The following is a 17,335-nucleotide window of genomic DNA, read 5'->3' on the forward strand; positions in this document are numbered from 1 at the left end:
AACTGCTCTTTCGCTTGAGGGGCGGTGTCAGCCCATGTGCGCCGGCGCCGCGCCGTCCGTCGCGAGCTCCTGGTGGCGCACCTGCAGGGCCACCAGCGTGACGATGCCACCGACCGCGATCATGATCGCGGCGACGAGGTAGGCACGGCTGGCGCCGTAGGTGAACGCCTCGTCGGCGATCATCTTCTGCGCGGCGGCCAGCTGGTCCTTCGACGGCGCCGGACCGCCCTGCGGCAGCTTGGCCGTCAGCTCGCCGACCCGGTCGTTGAGGTTGTTCACGAACACCGTGCTCAGCGTCGCGAGGCCGAGCGTGCCGCCGACCTGCTGCATGGTGTTGAGCACCGCAGAGGCGACCGAGGAGTCCTCGTGGGCGACGCCGTGAACGGCCGTCAGGGTCAGCGGCACGAAGATCAGGCCGAGGCCGAGTGCGAGCACGACGATCCACGGCAGCAGGTCCGTGGTGTAGGTGCTCTGGGGCGTCAGGTGCGTGAAGCCCCACATGCCGAGCGTCGCGAAGCCGGCTCCGGCGCCGGAGATCCAGCGCGGGTCGACCTTGGCGATGAGGAATGAGGCGACCTGCGCCGCCACGACGATGCCCACCGAGAAGGGCAGGAACGCGAGGCCCGTCTTGAGCGGCGAGTAGCCGAGGATGGTCTGGATGTAGATGCCGAGGAAGTAGAACATGGCGAACATGCCGGCACCGACGATGAGCATCACGAAGTAGGACGTGCCGCGGGTGCGGTCGCCGGGGATGCGCATCGGCAGGAGCGGGTGCGCGACGCGGGTCTCGATGACGACGAAGGCTACGAGCAGCACGGCGCCCGCCGCGAGGTATGTGACCGTCGTCGTGTCGCTCCACGACGTGCTCGCGGCGTGGGTCAGGCCGTAGACGACCGCGGACAGACCGGCGATCGAGGTGATCGCGCCGGGGATGTCGAGCGAGCCGCGGCCGTCCTCGGACTCGGTGAGGATGCGCTGCGCGAGGACGGCCACGACGATGCCGATCGGCAGGTTGATGAAGAAGTTCCAGCGCCAGTCGATCTCCGTCAGCGCGCCGCCGAGGATGAGGCCGATCGCGGCGCCGGCGCCCGACATGGCGGCGAAGACCCCCATGGCGCGGTTGCGTTCCTTGCCGGCCGGGAAGGTCGTCGTGATGAGGGCGAGCGCGTTGGGCGCGGCGAGCGCTCCACCGAGGCCCTGCACGGCACGGGCCGCGAGCATCATCGCCTCGTTCTGGGCGACGCCCGCCACCAGTGAGGCGATCGTGAACAGCACGATGCCCCAGAAGAACATGCGCCGCCGGCCGTAGAGGTCACCGAGGCGACCGCCGAGCAGCAGCACGCCGCCGAAGGCGAGGGTGTAGATGGTGATGACCCACTGGAGGTTCGCCTGGCTGAAGCCGAGGTCGTTCTCGATGTGGGGCAGGGCGATGTTCACGATGGTGCCGTCGAGCACGATCATGAGCTGGGCGGCGCAGATGACGAAGAGCGCCAGCCCGAGACGCTTGGGCGGGCTGTCGTGTGAGGTGAAGTCGCCAGCGGGCTCGTTCACCTCGTGGACCGTGGTCGAGGACATGGCAGTTCCTTCCGAAGACGTGCAGCAGTGATGGCGGCCGCCGGGCCGGTGCGTCGCGGTCCCGCTCAGCGGGTGCTGGGCGCAGAGGCGGTGGTGGCGGCGCAGGCGGGGAGGACGACGGTGTCCACGAACTCGGCGATACGGTCGGGGCCCGGCAGTCGTCCCGAGAGCAGCGCCTCGTGGATCGACAGGGAGGGCAGGATCATCAGCAGGGTGTCGAGGTCGGCGTGCTCGCCGATCTCGCCACGCTGTCGGGCGTGCTCGAAGATGGTGCGGGTGGCCTGGATCTTCGGGGCCACGAACCGCTCGTGGATGCCGCGGGCCAGCTCTGGCTCGCGGTGGATCACGGGCAGCAGGGCTCCCCACGTGCCGATGACGACCTCGTCGTCGAGACCGCCATCGGCGCAGGCCTGCGCCAGCAGGTCACCCCGCAGGCTTCCGCTGTCGGGGTCCTGCTCGGCGGGGCAGTCGATGAACAGCCCGACGGCGTCGATGACGAGGTCGCGCTTGTGCGGCCAGCGGCGGTAGAGCGTCGCCTTGGACGCGCGAGCAGCCGCGGCCACCGCGTCGAACGTCAGCCGGTCGTAGCCCACCTCGCGCAGGACGTCGATGGCGGCGCCGAGGATCTCGACCTCGCGGTCGCCGGCGACGCGCGGACGGCTCGCGTGTGCCGCGTCCGCCGTACTTGCATCCGTCGTGCTCATGCCCACCCGTCCCGCACCGATGAAACGAAACTGTTTCGTTTCATCGGACAGCGTAGAGCCCCCACGGCCAACGCAGCAAGTGAGTTTGTCGAGCCTTGCGCCGAAGTGGAGTCAGTCCCGCTCGAGGGGCGGGCTCGTGCGCACGACCCACAGGCCCAGCGCGACCCCGCCGAGCCCGACGACGTATGCCGCCTGCCCCAGTTCCAGCGAACGCCCGGCGAGCAGCCCGGCGAGGACCGCGACGGGCACAGCAGCCGCCCAGGCCGTGCCCGTGTGCCGCGCCCAGCGTCGGGCGGTGCGGGCACTGAACGATCCGGCCGGTGGCGCCGAGGCGGAGAGCGCGGTCGCCGCGTGGCCCACGACGCAGCCGGCGGCGGCGGGGAGGGACCACCAGGAGAAGGTGCCCGCCGGCGAGAGCGTGAACCAGCCGTACAGCAGCAGCGCCCAGTAGACGAGGGGGGCTGCGGACCCCGCCCAGGCGATCGTGAGCAGCGGCAGCAGGACGAGCGCCCACCAGAGGGCGTCGAAGCCGCCTACCGCGAGGGAGAGGCTCGCGAGGTAGACGGCGACCCCGCCCATGGCGGCGGCGGTCGCGCCGAGCTGGCCCAGCGACCACTCGGGGCCGGCGCCGAAGTGCAGGGTTCGCCGTGTCCGCAGGCGTCGTGAGCTCACGGACGTCGAGGCCCGCCCCGTCCGCTCGCGGCCGGGGTCGGGGTTGGGGTTGGACACTGTCATCGCCTCGCCATCCGCGGGGCGGAGGCGCGGCGTGCGATGTCGCGGAGCACCTGGTCGAGGGAGCCGGCGCCGCGCCACGGCACGACCGGGACCCCGCGCAGCCGGAGGCTGTGCACCTCGGCGTCCCGGGAGAGCAGGCGGATCCGCCACGCCAGCGCGAGGTAGACGTTCGTGGGGTCCACGACGAGGTGCTCGGGGAACGTGTCGACGACGACGACGGTCATGCCGCGGGCGGCCAACCGGTGGGCGATCGCCAGCATGGTGGCGTCGATGAGGGGAGAGAGCACGAGGCACAGGGCGTTCGGGTCGAGACCGCGGATCGCGTGCTCACCGGTGTCGCGTCGCTCGGTGGCCGGCGAGATGGCGGCGAGGGTGTCGAGGACCCGCCGGAGGTGGTTGGTGCCGGATCCGACTCCGAGGGTCGGCACCTCGGCCGCGCCCACGGTGCGCAACGTCAGCCGGTCGTTGCTCCGCAGGAAGTGCTCGCTGATCGCACCCGCCGCGCGCACGGTGACGTCGAGGCTCGTGGGACGGCCGTCGATTCCCTCCCGTGGACCGAGATCGCTGAAGCAGTCGACGAGCAGGAAGACGTGGGCGTCCTCGTCGGTGAACGTGGACGTGACGTGCAGGGCGCCGGTGCGCATCGACACCGGCCAGTGGATACGTCGCAGCCGGTCACCCGGGTGGAACGGACGGATGGTGTTGAACTCCGAGCCGGAGCCGGGCCGGTTCGACCGGTTGAGGCCGACGATGCCGCGCGGATGCGGGGTCGGGGCGCTCGCGTCGAACGAGGCCGGCACGGGCAGCGTCGCGGTGTCGAGGTCGGGCAGGTCGACGGGCCCGGCGCGGAACGCGCCCCAGGTGCTCACCAGGGCGATGCTGACCGTCCCGGTACGCCGCCGTCCCCAGCGCGTCGACCGAAGGCCGATCGAGGCGCTGCCGTCCTCGAGCGGCACGATGCCGCTCGAGGGCTTGCGCTCGACCCACGGCGCCTCGGCCACGGTGACGACCCCGTCGACGTCGGGAAGGGCCGGCTCGGTCGACACGCGAAGGCCGGTCACGGCGCCCTCGCGCACGGTGGTGTCGCCCAGCCGCGCCGTGCCCGTGACCTCCCGGCGCGGGCGCACGAGGTGCCCCCAGAGAGCAGCCACGACGAGGGGCGCCACGATGACGAGCAGGTCGGCGCGTCGGCCGACGACGGCGACGACGGCGCCCCCGGCCGCGAGCACGATCGCCCGCTGGTGGGCAGCGGTCGGCTCCCACGCGCCGAGACGGCGCGTGACGCTGCGGTGCGGGTGCCAGGGCTTCACGGGGTCAGGCGCCTGCCGCCCGGCCGGGGGCCAGGTGCTCACGCGCCGAGGGTGTGGCGACCGTGCGCAGCAGGCTCTCGACGATGCTGCGTCCCGACGCGTTGCTCATCCAGAGCTCCGGCTTGACGGTGATCCGGTGCGCGAGGACGGGCACGGCGACGGCCTTGACGTCCTCGGGGGTCACGTAGTCGCGACCGTCGACGACGGCATACGCCCGGGAGCACAGCAGCAGGCCAAGCGCGCCGCGCGGTGAGGCGCCCATGAGGACGTCGCCGTGCGTACGCGTGGAGGCCGTCAGGGTGACGCAGTAGCGCCCGACGGACTCGTCGACCACGGTGGCCTCGACGGCGGCCTGCATCGCGAGCAGCTGCTCCGCGTCGACGACGCGGTCGAGCTCCACCTCCTCCCGCTGCCGGGCCATCCGGTTGGAGAGGATCTCCCACTCCTCGTCGAGCGTGGGGTAGCCGAAGGAGATGCGCATGAGGAAGCGGTCGAGCTGTGCCTCCGGCAGCGGGTAGGTCCCTTCGTACTCGACGGGGTTCGCGGTGGCGAGCACGTGGAAGGGGCGCGGCAGCTGGAAGGTGCGGCCCTCGACGGTGACCTGCTTCTCCTGCATCGCCTCGAGCAGGGCTGCCTGCGTCTTGGGCGGCGTGCGGTTGATCTCGTCGGCGAGCAGCAGGCCGGCGAAGAGCGGCCCTGCGCGGAACTCGAACTCGCCCGAGCGCTGGTCGTAGACGAACGAGCCGGTGATGTCGCCGGGCAGCAGGTCGGGGGTGAACTGGGCGCGCTTGAAGTCGAGCCCCAGCGTCTGCGCGAAGCTGCGGGCCGCGAGCGTCTTGCCGAGCCCCGGGAAGTCCTCCATGAGGACGTGCCCGCCGGCGAGGATGCCGGCGAGGACGAGCCTGAGCGCCTCGCGCTTGCCGACGACGGCGCGGTCGATCTCGTCGAGGACGGCGCTGCTCAGCTCGCTGACCCGGGCCAGGTTCATGTCGGTCATGCGTTACCACTGCTCGATTCTTCGAAGGATGGGGTCGAGGCGCTGGGGACGGTAGAGGTCAGGTGGCGGGAGGCCCACGAGCAGGTCCCACAGCTCGGGTGGGGTCACGCCCTGCGCCCACCTCGGCTCCTCCTCGGCGACGATGCCGTGCCTGGCATAGAGCCGCTCGCGGATCAGCACCTGCAGCTGCAGGTGCAGGTCGTGCACGACGCTCTCGCGTCCCTCCCTGCGGGTGTCGGCGGCCTCGAGGCGCCCGGCGAGGTTGGTGACGCGGAAGTCGTTGCCGCGCGACTGGCCGCCGAGGTCTCCGTCGACGAGGGGCCAGACGGTGAGGTGCTGGGGTGCGGTGTGGTCGACGAGGTGCCACAGCAGCGAGGCCACGGCGAGCAGGATGGCGAGCAGCACCGGCACGTCGGGCGCGAGCCCGAGCACGCCGGTGAGCAGCGAGAGGGCGACCCAGGTGATCGCCAGTCCTGCGAGCCGCCGGCGCCAGGGCCGGAGCGCGGCCGTGATCGCGTCCAGGCGCGTCGGCCCACGACGCACGGCGCCGCGGGGGAGTGACCGCCCGCCGGCGGCGGAGCGCTCCCGGGCCTCCCGTCGGGTCCGGGGAGGTATGCCGTCCGGCTGGTTGCTCACGACCCCTCCTCACGCGCGGCCGCCCGCGCCGCGCGCTCCGCCTCGGCGACGCCGCGCTCTGCGGCGTGACGCGCCGCAACCCGGTCGAGGTCGGCGATCAGGGCACGGAGGTCGGCGACGGCGCGGTCCCGGTGCGGCTCGCCGAGGGGGTGGACCGAGAAGCGCGCCTCGCGGTAGAGCGCGGCCAGGTCGGCGAGGCGTTCGCCGTCCACGGGCCACACCCCGAGCACGCGCTCGGTGTACTCGCTCGACGTCTCGGCGGCCTCTCGGGGCAGGCCGGTGGCGGCCGCCGAGCTCTCGAGCCCCAGCCAGGCGGCGACGATGGCGTTGCGCGGCTCCCCGGTCTCGAGGTCGCGCAACCGCAGACGCGCCTCCTCCAGCAGCTCTGCAGGCACGGCCGGGATGGCGAAGTCCGGCTCCTCGTGCTGCTCGAGATGGGGTCGTCGGCGCAGCAGCGACCGAAGGAGCTGGACGAACACGACGAGGACGACGAGCGCCGCCAGCACGAGGACGATCTGGACGAGCGCTACCAGGAGCGGGGACGGGCTGAAGGGCTGCGCCTGCGCGGAGGTCGTGGGCGGCGCAGTCGTCAGGGTGGCGAAGGGCGACGTGATGGTCGGCAGGGGGCTGAACGTCTCGGTGTCGACGGGGCGTGACATCAGGGGCACCGGTCGGCTCAGCGCCGCCACGACCAGAGCGGCCATGACGAGCGCGCCCCCGGCGATGGTGGCCCGCACCCCCCGTCCCGACATGCGAGTGACCCTATGCCAGCGGCAGGACGAGCAGACGCAGAGGAAGCCAGATCGTTGCCGTCCTGAGAGGTCGGGACGGCAACGACCGGGATGCAGGGGAAGGTCAGCCGCGGTTGGGAGCCTTGTCGACCGGCACCAGCTCGGCGTCGCGTACCTCGACGGACCCGCCCTCGGCATACGCCAGCTCGCTGATCCGGCCGCTCGCGCGAAGGTCCGACTCGGCCGCACGGACGTGGGACACCGACGCTGCGGGCGCGACGAGGGTCATGGCGCGCACCTCGGCGCGCATGCCGACCTTGGCCTCGGACTTGACCTTGCGGACGCCCGCGAGCGCGGCGCCGACCGACGCCAACAGCGCCGGGTCACCGCCGGGCGGCAGCTCGCCGCGGATCGGCCAGGGCTGGCGGTGCACCGAGCCCTCGCCGAACCACGACCAGACCTCCTCGGTGGCGTAGGGGATGAACGGCGCGAGCAGGCGCAGCAGCGTCTCGAGAGCGAGGCGCAGCGCGGCCCGCGCGCTCGCGGCGGCCTCCGCGCCCTGGCCGCCGTAGGCGCGGTCCTTGACGAGCTCGAGGTAGTCGTCGCAGAACGTCCAGAAGAACGTCTCGGTGGCCTCGAGCGACCGGGTGTAGTCCCAGCCCTCGAAACCTTGGGTGGCCTTGTCGACGACGTCGGCGAGGGCCGAGAGCATCGACAGGTCAAGGGGATTCGTCACCGCGGCGCGCAGGTCGCCGTCGACGTCACCGAACCCCAGCGCGAACTTGCTCGCGTTGAGCACCTTGATGGCGAGCCGGCGGCCGACCTTCATCTGGCCGGTGTCGTAGGCGGCGTCGGTCCCGAGGCGACCCGAGGCAGCCCAGTAGCGCACCGCGTCGGCGCCGTTGGCCTTGACGACGTCCTCGGGCGTCTCGGCGTTGCCCTTGGACTTGCTCATCTTCTTGCGGTCCGGATCGAGGATCCAGCCGCTGATCGCGGCGTGGCGCCAGGGCGCGACGCCGTGCTCGAGGAACGACCGGGTGACGGTGGCGAAGAGCCAGGTGCGGATGATGTCGTGGGCCTGCGGGCGCAGGTCGTAGGGGAAGAGGGCCGTGAAGAGCGCCTCGTCGGAGCCGAGGCGGTCACCATCGTTCGCGCCCTCGCGAACCGGCCAGCCGGCCGCGATCTGCGGGGTCAACGACGAGGTCGCCCAGGTGTCCATGACGTCGGGATCCGCGACGAAGCCGCCGGCCACGCCGCGCTGCGCCTCCTCGTAGCCCTCGGGCACGTCGATCTGCGGGTCGACCGGCAGCGCCGCCTCGGCCGCGAGGACCGGGTGGTCGTAGTCCGTCTCGCCCTCGTCGGTCACGGGGTACCAGACCGGGAACGGCACCCCGAAGAAGCGCTGGCGCGAGATGAGCCAGTCACCGTTGAGGCCCTCCACCCAGTTCTTGTAGCGCGAGCGCATGAAGGCGGGGTGGAAGTCGACCTCGTCGCCCATGCCGACGAGCTTGGAGCGCAGCTCCTCCTCACGTCCGCCGTTGCGGATGTACCACTGGCGCGAGGTGACGATCTCGAGGGGCTTGTCGCCCTTCTCGTAGAAGTTGGCCTTGCGCTGGGTCTTCTGCGGCTCGCCGTCGAGGTCGCCGGACTCCCGGAGGGCGGCGACGACGGCCTCGCGGGCGCTGAACGTCGTCTTCGTCGCGAGCCCCTCGGCGTAGAGCGTCTCGCCGGGACCGCCGGCGATCCACTCGGGCGTCTCGGCCTGCAGGCGCCCGTTGCGGGTGATGAGCGAGCGGATGGGCAGCTGCAGCTCACGCCACCAGATGACGTCGGTCAGGTCGCCGAACGTGCAGCACATCGCGATGCCGGCCCCCTTGTCCATCTCGGCCGCGCGGTGCGCCAGGACCGGCACCTCGACGCCGAAGAGCGGTGAGGTGACCGTCGTGCCGAAGAGCGGCTGGTAGCGCTCGTCGTCGGGGTGCGCGATGAGCGCGACGACCGACGGGATGAGCTCGGGGCGGGTGGTCTCGATGTGCACGGGCGTGCCGTCGGGACGGTGGAAGGCGACGCGGTGGTACGCGCCGGGGTAGTCGCGCGCCTCCAGCTCGGCCTGCGCCACAGCGGTCTGGAACGTGACGTCCCACAGCCCCGGGGCGTCGCTCTGGTAGGCCTCGCCGCGGGCGAGGTTGCGCAGGAAGGCCTGCTGGGCGACCGCCCGGGAGCGCTCGTCGATGGTGCGGTAGGAGATGTTCCAGTCGAGGCTGAAGCCGAGGCGGCGGAAGAGGGACTCGAACGTGACCTCGTCCTTGACCGTGAGCACGTCGCACAGCTCGATGAAGTTCTTGCGGCTGATCGGGCGCTGGTCGGCGGCCTTGATGGCCTTGCCCTTGGCGTCGACGCCCTCCTCGAAGGGCGGCGTGAAGCCCTCCTCGTACGGCAGGCTCGCGTCGCCGCGCACGCCGTAGTAGTTCTGCACCCGGCGCTCGGTCGGCAGGCCGTTGTCGTCCCAGCCGATCGGGTAGAACACCTCGAGGCCCTGCATGCGCTTGTAGCGGGCCATGCAGTCGGTGTGGGTGTAGCTGAAGACGTGCCCGACGTGCAGGCTGCCGCTCGCGGTCGGCGGCGGGGTGTCGATGGCGAAGACCTGGTCGCGGGGGAGCGTCAGGGCCTTCTCGCGGTCGAAGGCGTAGGTGCCCTCGTCGGCCCATACCTGCATCCACTTCTCCTCGAGGCCGTCGAGCGTCGGTCGCTCGGGGATCCGCGAGGTCGTGATGTCAGGCGTGTCAGTCATGCGTCCAATCCTTCCATGCGCCTCGGGGTGCCCTCGACCGCCTTTCGTCGACGGTCGGGCCGAAGTGGTATGCCGTCAAGCCATCCTGTGGACGCGCGTCCCGACGGCCCCGCTGCGTGGGCTGCGTCACCGCCGCACTCCTGCTCACAGGCGTCCGGCGTTCGTCGGAGCGATGCTTCGGACAGGTCGGCATGCCGAAGCGTGACGACGCAGGGCAGAGTGTGCCCCATGGAGCCCGTCTACTCGTCCGTCATCGGTGTCGCCCGCGGGGTGTTCGCGGTGCAGGGCCTGAAGTTCACCATCCTCGGCGACGACAACGTGCCACGCACGGGGGGAGCGGTGATGACGGTCAACCACACCGGCTACTTCGACTTCGCCTACGCGGGCCTGGCGGCGCAGAGGTCCCACCGGCTCGTGCGGTTCATGGCCAAGGACGGCGTCTTCTCCCACCCCGTCAGCGGTCCGCTGATGCGCGGCATGCACCACATCCCCGTCGACCGCACGGCGGGCGCCGCGTCTTATGCCGCCGCCGTCGACGCGCTCAGGGCGGGCGAGATCGTCGGCGTCTTCCCCGAGGCCACGATCTCCCGGTCGTTCGAGCTCAAGGAGTTCAAGACCGGCGCTGCCCGGATGGCGATCGAGGCCGGCGTGCCGATCCTGCCGGTCGTCATCTGGGGCTCCCAGCGGGTGTGGACCAAGGGCCACGCGAAGCGTCTCGGCCGCACCAACGTCCCCATCCTGATGAACGTGGGCGAACCGATCGCCGTGGCACCCGACGCCGATCCGGACGCCGTGACGGCGCAGTACAAGGCGGTCATGGCCGACCTGCTCACTGTGCTGCAGGCGGCCTACGAGCCCCTGACCGGGCCCGACCTCAAGTACCTGCCGGCCAGCATGGGGGGCACCGCGCCGACCCTGGCCGAGGCCACGCGGCTCGACGAGGCCGAGGCGGTGGAACGGCAGCGCCGAGCCGACGAGCAGCGCGGCTTCCCACCAGAATGACGACGGCCCGGCGGTTCGGGCGGGCGTTCGAGCCGGCGCCGGCACGCCGATAGCCTTGCGGGCATGGCTCGTCAGGCACGTCAGCGCGTCCCCGAGGGTCCGGCCCCGGACCCCGCGGTCCAGAAGCTCCGGATCCGCTACACCAAGCGCGGGCGGCTGAGGTTCACCTCCAGCCGCGACTTCCAGCGAGCGCTCGAGCGGGCGCTGCGCCGCGCCGACGTGCCGATGGCCTTCTCGGCCGGCTTCCACCCGCACCCGAAGATCAGCTACGCCAACGCGGCAGCCACGGGGACCGCCAGCGAGGCAGAGTACGTCGAGATCTCGGTGACCCAGCGCGTCGAGCCCGAGTCGGTGCGGGCGGCTCTGGACGAGGCCCTCCCGCAGGGGATCGACATCGTGCAGGTCGTCGAGGCGCCGCCCGGCGCCCTGGCCGACCGGCTGGAAGCTAGCGACTGGCTGCTGGAGTTCGCCGGGCTGTCGACCGAGGTCCTGCGCGCGGCCGTCGAAGCGCTCCTGGCTCTGCCGGAGGCGCAGGTGACGAGGCTGACGAAATCGGGTCCGCGCACCTTCGACGTGCGAGGTGCGATCGTCTCCGCTCGGGTGCTGGCGCCCGCCGACGCGCTGACCGACATGGTCACGACTCACCTGGTCGGGGCCGACTGTGCGATACTGCGGATGGTCGTACGGCACACCACACCTGCTGTACGCCCCGACGACATTCTGACCGCGCTGCGTGAGATCGCCGACCTGCAGCCTCCGCGCCCCCCACTGGTGACGCGTCTGGCGCAGGGACCGCTCGACACCGCAAACGTGAGGGTGACCGACCCGCTGGAATGACCTGCCAGGTCATGACGACGAAATGGTTGCCGACCAGGACGCCGACGGCATTCGATCACGGGGCCGCGCCCAGCGCGAACCGTTTTCGGGTGTAGCGAGACGACTTCCGTCCCGTCGCACACGCGGCGCGACGACTGCTACCGCACTCGTGCGGTGTCGACGGCCCCGGCCGCGTGTGGGTCACACCGCACCTGACGGGAGGCTGCCTGATGGCAACCAACGACACCACGTCCAGCGACGAAGCCACGCTCTTCCCCACCCAGCAGGGCAACGGGCAGGGCACCCAGCAGGGCACCGGGCAGAACGCCGGGCACGACCACGGGCGACACGACGGCGGGCCGCAGGGGGATGCCGCCACTGCGGCTGACGCCCCGGCCCCCCGCCGCCGCGCCTCGCGCCGCACGACGAAGAAGGCCACGACCATCTCGCCTGCGACTTCCGCGGAGCCGGCGCCCTGGGGCGACGACGCCGCTCCGACTGCAGCCCCGGAGCTGGGGACCGGCCTGAGCGCCCAGGCCACCACCGAGGGAACGCGCGAGACCACGTCCGGCGGGACGGCTGAGAGCACGAGCGACACCGCCGAGACAGCTGAGATCGCCGAGACGAAGCGTCCGGCCCGCAAGCGCGCCGCCCGCAAGAAGGCGGAGCCGGGCGACGCTTCGGCCGAGGCCCCGAAGACCACCAGGCGCGGATCGCGGACCAAGGCCGACCGGGCGAGCGCCGCGGTCGAGGAGCTCGTGACCGGCGCCCTGTCGGGCGAGGTCGAGACGACCACGGTGACTCTGCAGAACGCTCCGCCCGTCGCCGACGCCGCCGATCTTCCCACCCTCGTCGACCTCGACGCGCTCGCCGAGACCGAGGAGACCGAGGAGACCGACGAGACCGACGAGACTGAGGCGGCCGGTGGCGACGCTGCCGGTGGCCGCCAGACGTCGGTCGTTCCCAGCTTCAGCGTCCTCTTCCAGGCCCCCGACGCCAGCCAGGCCGTGCCCACCCGCCGTCGCCGTGGCGCGCCGCAGCCCGTGGTCGAGGAGCCGGTCGACGCACCGTCGGACGACCGCGATGACCACGAGCCGGGGACGCGCGAGCAGGACGACTCCGACGTCGGTGACCAGTCCGACGAGCGGTCGGACGACCTGGCCGACGAGGAGAGCAGCCCGCGTCGGTCGCGCCGCCGGCGAGGTGGCAAGGGCCGCCGTGGTCGTGGCTCCGACGACGACGACACGCAGGACGAGCAGTCCGACTCCGACGACTCGCAGGCCTCCGGCCGGGCGGACGACGTCTCCGTCGAGCCGGCCGACGACAGTGACTCCGAGCACGACGCCGAGAGCGACTCCGACGACGAGGGCGGCACCAGTCGTCGTCGTCGTCGCCGCCGCCGGGCCGGCTCCGCGGCCGACAACGGGGATGACACCCCCAACGTCTCCACGCGGGTGCGCCAGCCGCGCACCCAGAGCGACGAGCCGGTGGCCGTGAAGGGTTCGACCCGCCTCGAGGCGAAGAAGCAGCGCCGCCGGGAGGGCCGCGAGGCCGGGCGCCGCCGCACGGTCATCACAGAGGCGGAGTTCCTCGCCCGCCGCGAGGCGGTCGACCGCGTCATGGTCGTGCGCAACAAGGACGGTCGCACCCAGATGGGCGTGCTCGAGGACGGCGTCCTCGTGGAGCACTACATCGACCAGGCCACCAACGTCTCGATGGCGGGCAACATCTACCTCGGCCGCGTCCAGAACGTCCTGCCCTCGATGGAGGCCGCCTTCGTCGACATCGGCAAGGGCCGCAACGCCGTGCTCTACGCCGGCGAGGTCAACTGGGATGCGGCCGGGCTCGAGACCAACCAGCCCAAGCGCATCGAGAACGCTCTCGGCTCCGGGCAGACTGTCCTCGTTCAGGTCACCAAGGACCCCATCGGCCACAAGGGTGCGCGCCTGACCTCGCAGATCTCCCTGCCGGGCCGCTACCTCGTCTACGTCCCCAACAGCTCGATGACCGGGATCAGCCGCAAGCTGCCCGACACCGAGCGTGCCCGCCTCAAGAAGATCCTGCGCGACGTCGTGCCCGACTCTGCTGGCGTCATCGTGCGCACCGCGGCCGAGGGGGCGAGCGAGGAGGAGCTGCGCGCGGACGTCGAGCGCCTCACTCGCACCTGGGAGGAGATCCAGGCCAAGGCCGAGGCCGCCTCGAGCCCCCGCGCGGGCAAGAGCAAGGGCAAGAAGAAGAACGGCGCCGCTGGCTCTGTCACCGGTGGCCAGGCCCCGATGCTGCTGCACGGCGAGCCGGACCTCACCGTCCGCGTCATCCGCGACGTCTTCAACGAGGACTTCAAGCAGCTGGTCGTCTCGGGCGAGCAGGCGTGGAACGAGATCCACCCGTACATCTCCTCGGTGGCGCCCGACCTGGCCGACCGGGTCACGAAGTGGACGTCCAACGAGGACCTCTTCACCCACCACCGGGTCGACGAGCAGCTCTCCAAGGCGATGGACCGCAAGGTCTGGCTGCCGAGCGGTGGCTCCCTCGTCATCGACCGCACCGAGGCGATGACCGTCGTCGACGTCAACACCGGCAAGTTCATCGGCTCGGGCGGCAACCTCGAGGAGACGGTCACCAAGAACAACATCGAGGCGGCCGAGGAGATCGTCCGACAGCTCCGACTGCGCGACATCGGCGGCATCATCGTCATCGACTTCATCGACATGGTGCTCGAGAGCAACCGCGAGCTCGTCGTGCGGCGACTGCTCGAGTGCCTCGGGCGGGACCGCACCAAGCACCAGGTCGCCGAGGTGACCTCGCTCGGCCTCGTCCAGATGACGCGCAAGCGGGTGGGTTCGGGTCTCATCGAGGTCTTCTCGGAGACCTGCGACCACTGCAACGGCCGTGGCTTCGTCATCCACACGGACCCCGTCGACAAGGGCGCCCACCCGCACGAGTCGGCGCCGGCGGAGGCCAGTGGGAGCAGCCGCCGCCGCGGCCGCGGCCAGAACGCCGGCCAGAGCGGCAACCAGAACGGCAACGGTCACGGGAACGCCGGCCAGGAGTCCGGCCAGCAGGCCGCCTCGGCCGATGCCAGGAGCAACGGCCCGACGGCCGCACAGATCGCGGCCGCCGCGCACGCCGCCGCGCTGAAGAGCGCGTCCGGCCAGCCGGCCGGCGAGGACGGCACGCCCGTGGCGGCCGAGGACGCCCGCCCGGAGCCCTCCTTCCCGCAGGACGAGCGCCCGTGGTCCGGTGACGATGCCTTCGAGTCCGACCCCCCCGCCGGCCAGCCCACCCAAGGTGGCGCCCACGTCGAGCCGGAGTCGGACTTCAGCGAGCCGCAGCAGAGCTCACAGCCGAGCGCGGGGGCGGCCGGCGAGCCGACCCCGGCCCTGGTTGCAGAGCCGGCCCTCGAGCCGGCCCCCGCGGCCCAGCCCGCGGCGCGCGGACGCCGGCGCCGCGGACGGGTGGTCGCACCGGCGGGACCTCCACGGCCGACCAGCGGCGGTGACTCGGCGCCCCCTGCCGGCGCTGAGGGATGACGCCGGTTTGGAGCTTGGCCCTGCGGGCCGGTAATCTTCCTCCTTGGTGCGCCCACCGGGCCCGTGTTGACGGGCCGGTGCCGAAAGTGGCGTTTCCAACCCTGATGAGAGAGTGAGTTTCACTGTGTACGCGATTGTTCGCGCTGGCGGTCGCCAGGAAAAGGTGTCGGTGGGCGATGTCCTGCTCGTCGACAAGGTGACGGGTCAGCCCGGCGATGCCATCGAGCTCACGCCGCTGCTCCTCGTGGACGGCACCACCGTGACGTCCGACGCCGACAAGCTGTCCAAGGTGTCGGTCAAGGCCGAGGTCGTCAAGGCCGCCAAGGGCCCCAAGATCGTCATCATGAAGTACAAGAACAAGACCGGCTACCGCAAGCGTCAGGGCCACCGTCAGCCGCTGACCCAGGTCAAGATCACTGACATCACCGCGTGATCGACGCCTGATCGGCTCGGCACAGAACCTCCCAAGGAGTAACTGACATGGCACACAAGAAGGGTGCGTCCTCGACCCGCAACGGTCGCGACTCGAACGCACAGTTCCTCGGCGTCAAGCGCTTCGGCGGCCAGAAGGTCAACGCGGGCGAGATCCTCGTCCGTCAGCGCGGGACGCACTTCCACCCGGGTGACGGTGTCGGTCGCGGTGGCGACGACACTCTGTTCGCCCTCGTCGCCGGCGCCGTCAAGTTCGGCACCAAGCGCGGCCGCAAGACCGTCAACATCGAGCAGCTGGAGACCGCTGCCGCTGAGTGATCACCACGATCACCACTGATTCACCGGAAGGGCGGGCCCGCGCGGCTCGCCCTTCCGCCTTTCCCGGGTGACACGGCATACGCCAGCTGGCGTATGCCGTCCGCCCACCTTGATCTGGAAGAGTGACCTCCATGGCAGTGACCTTCGTCGACCGCGTGGTGCTGCACCTCAGCGCCGGAGCGGGCGGCCACGGTGTGGCCTCCGTCAAGCGCGAGAAGTTCAAGCCGCTCGGCGGACCCGACGGCGGCAACGGCGGGCGGGGTGGCTCGGTCATCCTGCGCGTCGACCCGTCGTCGACGACGCTGCTCGACTACCACCGCCACCCGCACCGCAAGGCCGGCAACGGCGCGCCCGGCGCCGGTGACGAGCGCAACGGCGCCGATGGCGACGACCTCGTGCTGGCCGTGCCCGAGGGCACGGTCGTCAAGGACGCCTCGGGCCAGATCGTCGTCGACCTCGTCGGCATGGGCACCGAGCACGTCATCGCTGCCGGCGGCCGCGGGGGACTGGGCAACAAGGCCCTCGCCAGCGCCCGGCGCAAGGCCCCCGGTTTCGCCCTGCTCGGTGAGCCGGGCGAGGACGTCGACGTCGTGCTCGAGCTCAAGTCGCTCGCGGATGTGGCCCTCATCGGTTTCCCGAGCGCCGGCAAGTCCTCGCTCGTCTCCGTGCTGTCGGCCGCCAAGCCGAAGATCGCCGACTACCCCTTCACGACGCTCGTGCCCAACCTCGGAGTCGTGACGGCCGGGTCGAGCCGCTTCACGGTCGCCGATGTGCCGGGCCTGATCCCGGGTGCCCACGAGGGCAAGGGCCTGGGCCTGGAGTTCCTGCGCCACGTCGAGCGCTGCTCGGTGCTCGTGCACGTCATCGACTGCGCCACGCTCGAGCCGGGCCGCGACCCGATGAGCGACCTCGACGTCATCGAGAACGAGCTCTCGCTCTACGTCCCCGACGCCGACCTCGGCGGCCGCCCGCTCGCCGAGCGCACCCGCATCGTCGTGCTCAACAAGGCCGACGTCCCCGAGGCTCGCGAGCTCGCCGAGATGGTCAAGCCCGACCTCGAGGCCCGCGGCATCGAGGTCTTCATCGTCTCCGCCGTCGCCCACCTCGGCCTGCGCGAGCTGAGCTTCGCCATGGCACGCCACGTGGAGGCGGCCCGCAAGGAGATCGGCGAGGCGGTGCCCAAGCGCGTCGTGCTGAGGCCCCGGTCGGTCGACGACCAGGGCTTCACGGTGGCCAGGGAGGACGGGCCCGACGGCGTCTTCTTCCGTGTCACCGGTGCACGACCGGTCCGCTGGGTGCGCCAGACCGACTTCAGCAACGACGAGGCCGTCGGCTACCTCGCCGACCGGCTCGGGCGCCTCGGCGTCGAGGATGCGCTCTACAAGGCCGGCGCCGTCGCCGGGGACACCGTCGTCATCGGCGCGACCGACGACGCCGTCGTCTTCGACTGGGAGCCGACCCTGCAGGCCGGGGCGGAGCTGCTCGGTTCGCGTGGCACCGACCTGCGGCTGTCCGAGTCCTCACGTCCCACGCGTGACGAGAAGCGTGAGGCGCAGAAGGACCGCTACGCGGCCCGCGCCGCGACCCAGGAGGAGCTCGACGCCGAGCGCCGCTCGGGCCTGTGGCACCTCGCCGCCGACGAGGCCGACGACGCCTGACCCACTGCCACACTCCTCCGGGGGCCACACCCCCTCCTGCGGCAACACACCGTGCAGGTCACAACGCACCGGGATCCGATCCCGGTGCGTTGTGACC

14 protein-coding genes are annotated in these 17,335 nt (G+C 71.6%); 6 read left to right on the plus strand and 8 right to left on the minus strand.

Annotated elements, in window-relative coordinates:
• Positions 1 to 27 precede the first annotated feature (27 nt).
• The 8 genes from AC3WRT_RS11665 to valS form a co-directional block, all read right to left on the minus strand.
• Positions 28 to 1,575, minus strand: coding sequence for an MFS transporter (locus AC3WRT_RS11665; RefSeq protein ID WP_492722050.1), 1,548 nt, complete (start codon positions 1,573 to 1,575; stop codon positions 28 to 30).
• 65 nt (positions 1,576 to 1,640) lie between these two features.
• Positions 1,641 to 2,279 carry a TetR-like C-terminal domain-containing protein gene (locus AC3WRT_RS11670; protein WP_492722052.1) on the minus strand — a complete coding sequence of 213 codons (639 nt, stop codon included), beginning with the start codon at positions 2,277 to 2,279 and terminating at the stop codon, positions 1,641 to 1,643.
• A gap of 111 nt (positions 2,280 to 2,390) precedes the next feature.
• Positions 2,391 to 3,008, minus strand: a complete 618-nt coding sequence (locus AC3WRT_RS11675) for a hypothetical protein (protein ID WP_492722054.1) — start codon at positions 3,006 to 3,008, stop codon at positions 2,391 to 2,393.
• 2 nt (positions 3,009 to 3,010) lie between these two features.
• A complete protein-coding gene (locus tag AC3WRT_RS11680; RefSeq protein WP_492722056.1) occupies positions 3,011 to 4,366 on the minus strand; it encodes a DUF58 domain-containing protein in 1,356 nt (451 codons plus the stop codon).
• Positions 4,329 to 5,321 (minus strand): AAA family ATPase, encoded by a 993-nt coding sequence (locus AC3WRT_RS11685; RefSeq protein WP_492722058.1) that lies wholly within the window; start codon positions 5,319 to 5,321, stop codon positions 4,329 to 4,331. Before AC3WRT_RS11685 ends, AC3WRT_RS11680 begins: the two co-directional genes overlap by 38 nt.
• 3 nt (positions 5,322 to 5,324) lie before the next feature.
• Complete coding sequence (locus AC3WRT_RS11690) at positions 5,325 to 5,957, minus strand: hypothetical protein (RefSeq protein ID WP_492722059.1); 633 nt, start codon at positions 5,955 to 5,957, stop codon at positions 5,325 to 5,327.
• Positions 5,954 to 6,709: a DUF4129 domain-containing protein gene (locus AC3WRT_RS11695; protein ID WP_492722061.1), complete on the minus strand. Its 756-nt coding sequence runs from the start codon at positions 6,707 to 6,709 to the stop codon at positions 5,954 to 5,956. The genes AC3WRT_RS11690 and AC3WRT_RS11695 overlap by 4 nt, the downstream gene beginning before the upstream one ends.
• A gap of 103 nt (positions 6,710 to 6,812) precedes the next feature.
• Positions 6,813 to 9,479 carry a valine--tRNA ligase gene (valS, locus tag AC3WRT_RS11700; RefSeq protein ID WP_492722063.1) on the minus strand — a complete coding sequence of 889 codons (2,667 nt, stop codon included), beginning with the start codon at positions 9,477 to 9,479 and terminating at the stop codon, positions 6,813 to 6,815.
• Positions 9,480 to 9,707: 228 nt separating this feature from the next.
• Between valS and AC3WRT_RS11705 the strand changes: the two genes are divergently transcribed.
• From AC3WRT_RS11705 to obgE, 6 genes are all read left to right on the plus strand, one after another.
• Positions 9,708 to 10,481 carry a lysophospholipid acyltransferase family protein gene (locus AC3WRT_RS11705; protein ID WP_492722064.1) on the plus strand — a complete coding sequence of 258 codons (774 nt, stop codon included), beginning with the start codon at positions 9,708 to 9,710 and terminating at the stop codon, positions 10,479 to 10,481.
• Positions 10,482 to 10,544: 63 nt separating this feature from the next.
• The gene (locus AC3WRT_RS11710; protein ID WP_492722066.1) at positions 10,545 to 11,318 is read left to right on the plus strand and encodes a TIGR03936 family radical SAM-associated protein; all 774 of its coding nucleotides are present in this window, start codon (positions 10,545 to 10,547) and stop codon (positions 11,316 to 11,318) included.
• Positions 11,319 to 11,527: 209 nt separating this feature from the next.
• A complete protein-coding gene (locus AC3WRT_RS11715) occupies positions 11,528 to 14,830 on the plus strand; it encodes an Rne/Rng family ribonuclease (protein WP_492722068.1) in 3,303 nt (1,100 codons plus the stop codon).
• Positions 14,831 to 14,954: 124 nt separating this feature from the next.
• A complete protein-coding gene (gene rplU / locus AC3WRT_RS11720) occupies positions 14,955 to 15,263 on the plus strand; it encodes a 50S ribosomal protein L21 (RefSeq protein ID WP_045190103.1) in 309 nt (102 codons plus the stop codon).
• Positions 15,264 to 15,310: 47 nt separating this feature from the next.
• Complete coding sequence (rpmA, locus tag AC3WRT_RS11725) at positions 15,311 to 15,580, plus strand: 50S ribosomal protein L27 (RefSeq protein WP_492722069.1); 270 nt, start codon at positions 15,311 to 15,313, stop codon at positions 15,578 to 15,580.
• 131 nt (positions 15,581 to 15,711) lie between these two features.
• Positions 15,712 to 17,238: a GTPase ObgE gene (gene obgE / locus AC3WRT_RS11730; RefSeq protein WP_492722071.1), complete on the plus strand. Its 1,527-nt coding sequence runs from the start codon at positions 15,712 to 15,714 to the stop codon at positions 17,236 to 17,238.
• Positions 17,239 to 17,335 lie beyond the last annotated feature (97 nt).

This window comes from Terrabacter sp. FW104-15G4B, from assembly GCF_058790095.1.

Bases quoted from the DNA above. Each gene is read 5' to 3' on its own strand.
- AC3WRT_RS11665 (WP_492722050.1), bottom strand. From the start codon at position 1,575: ATGTCCTCGACCACGGTCCACGAGGTGAACGAGCCCGCTGGCGACTTC.
- AC3WRT_RS11670 (WP_492722052.1), bottom strand. From the start codon at position 2,279: ATGAGCACGACGGATGCAAGTACGGCGGACGCGGCACACGCGAGCCGT.
- AC3WRT_RS11685 (WP_492722058.1), bottom strand. From the start codon at position 5,321: ATGACCGACATGAACCTGGCCCGGGTCAGCGAGCTGAGCAGCGCCGTC.
- AC3WRT_RS11695 (WP_492722061.1), bottom strand. From the start codon at position 6,709: ATGTCGGGACGGGGGGTGCGGGCCACCATCGCCGGGGGCGCGCTCGTC.
- valS (WP_492722063.1), bottom strand. From the start codon at position 9,479: ATGACTGACACGCCTGACATCACGACCTCGCGGATCCCCGAGCGACCG.
- AC3WRT_RS11705 (WP_492722064.1), top strand. From the start codon at position 9,708: ATGGAGCCCGTCTACTCGTCCGTCATCGGTGTCGCCCGCGGGGTGTTC.
- AC3WRT_RS11710 (WP_492722066.1), top strand. From the start codon at position 10,545: ATGGCTCGTCAGGCACGTCAGCGCGTCCCCGAGGGTCCGGCCCCGGAC.
- AC3WRT_RS11715 (WP_492722068.1), top strand. From the start codon at position 11,528: ATGGCAACCAACGACACCACGTCCAGCGACGAAGCCACGCTCTTCCCC.
- rpmA (WP_492722069.1), top strand. From the start codon at position 15,311: ATGGCACACAAGAAGGGTGCGTCCTCGACCCGCAACGGTCGCGACTCG.
- obgE (WP_492722071.1), top strand. From the start codon at position 15,712: ATGGCAGTGACCTTCGTCGACCGCGTGGTGCTGCACCTCAGCGCCGGA.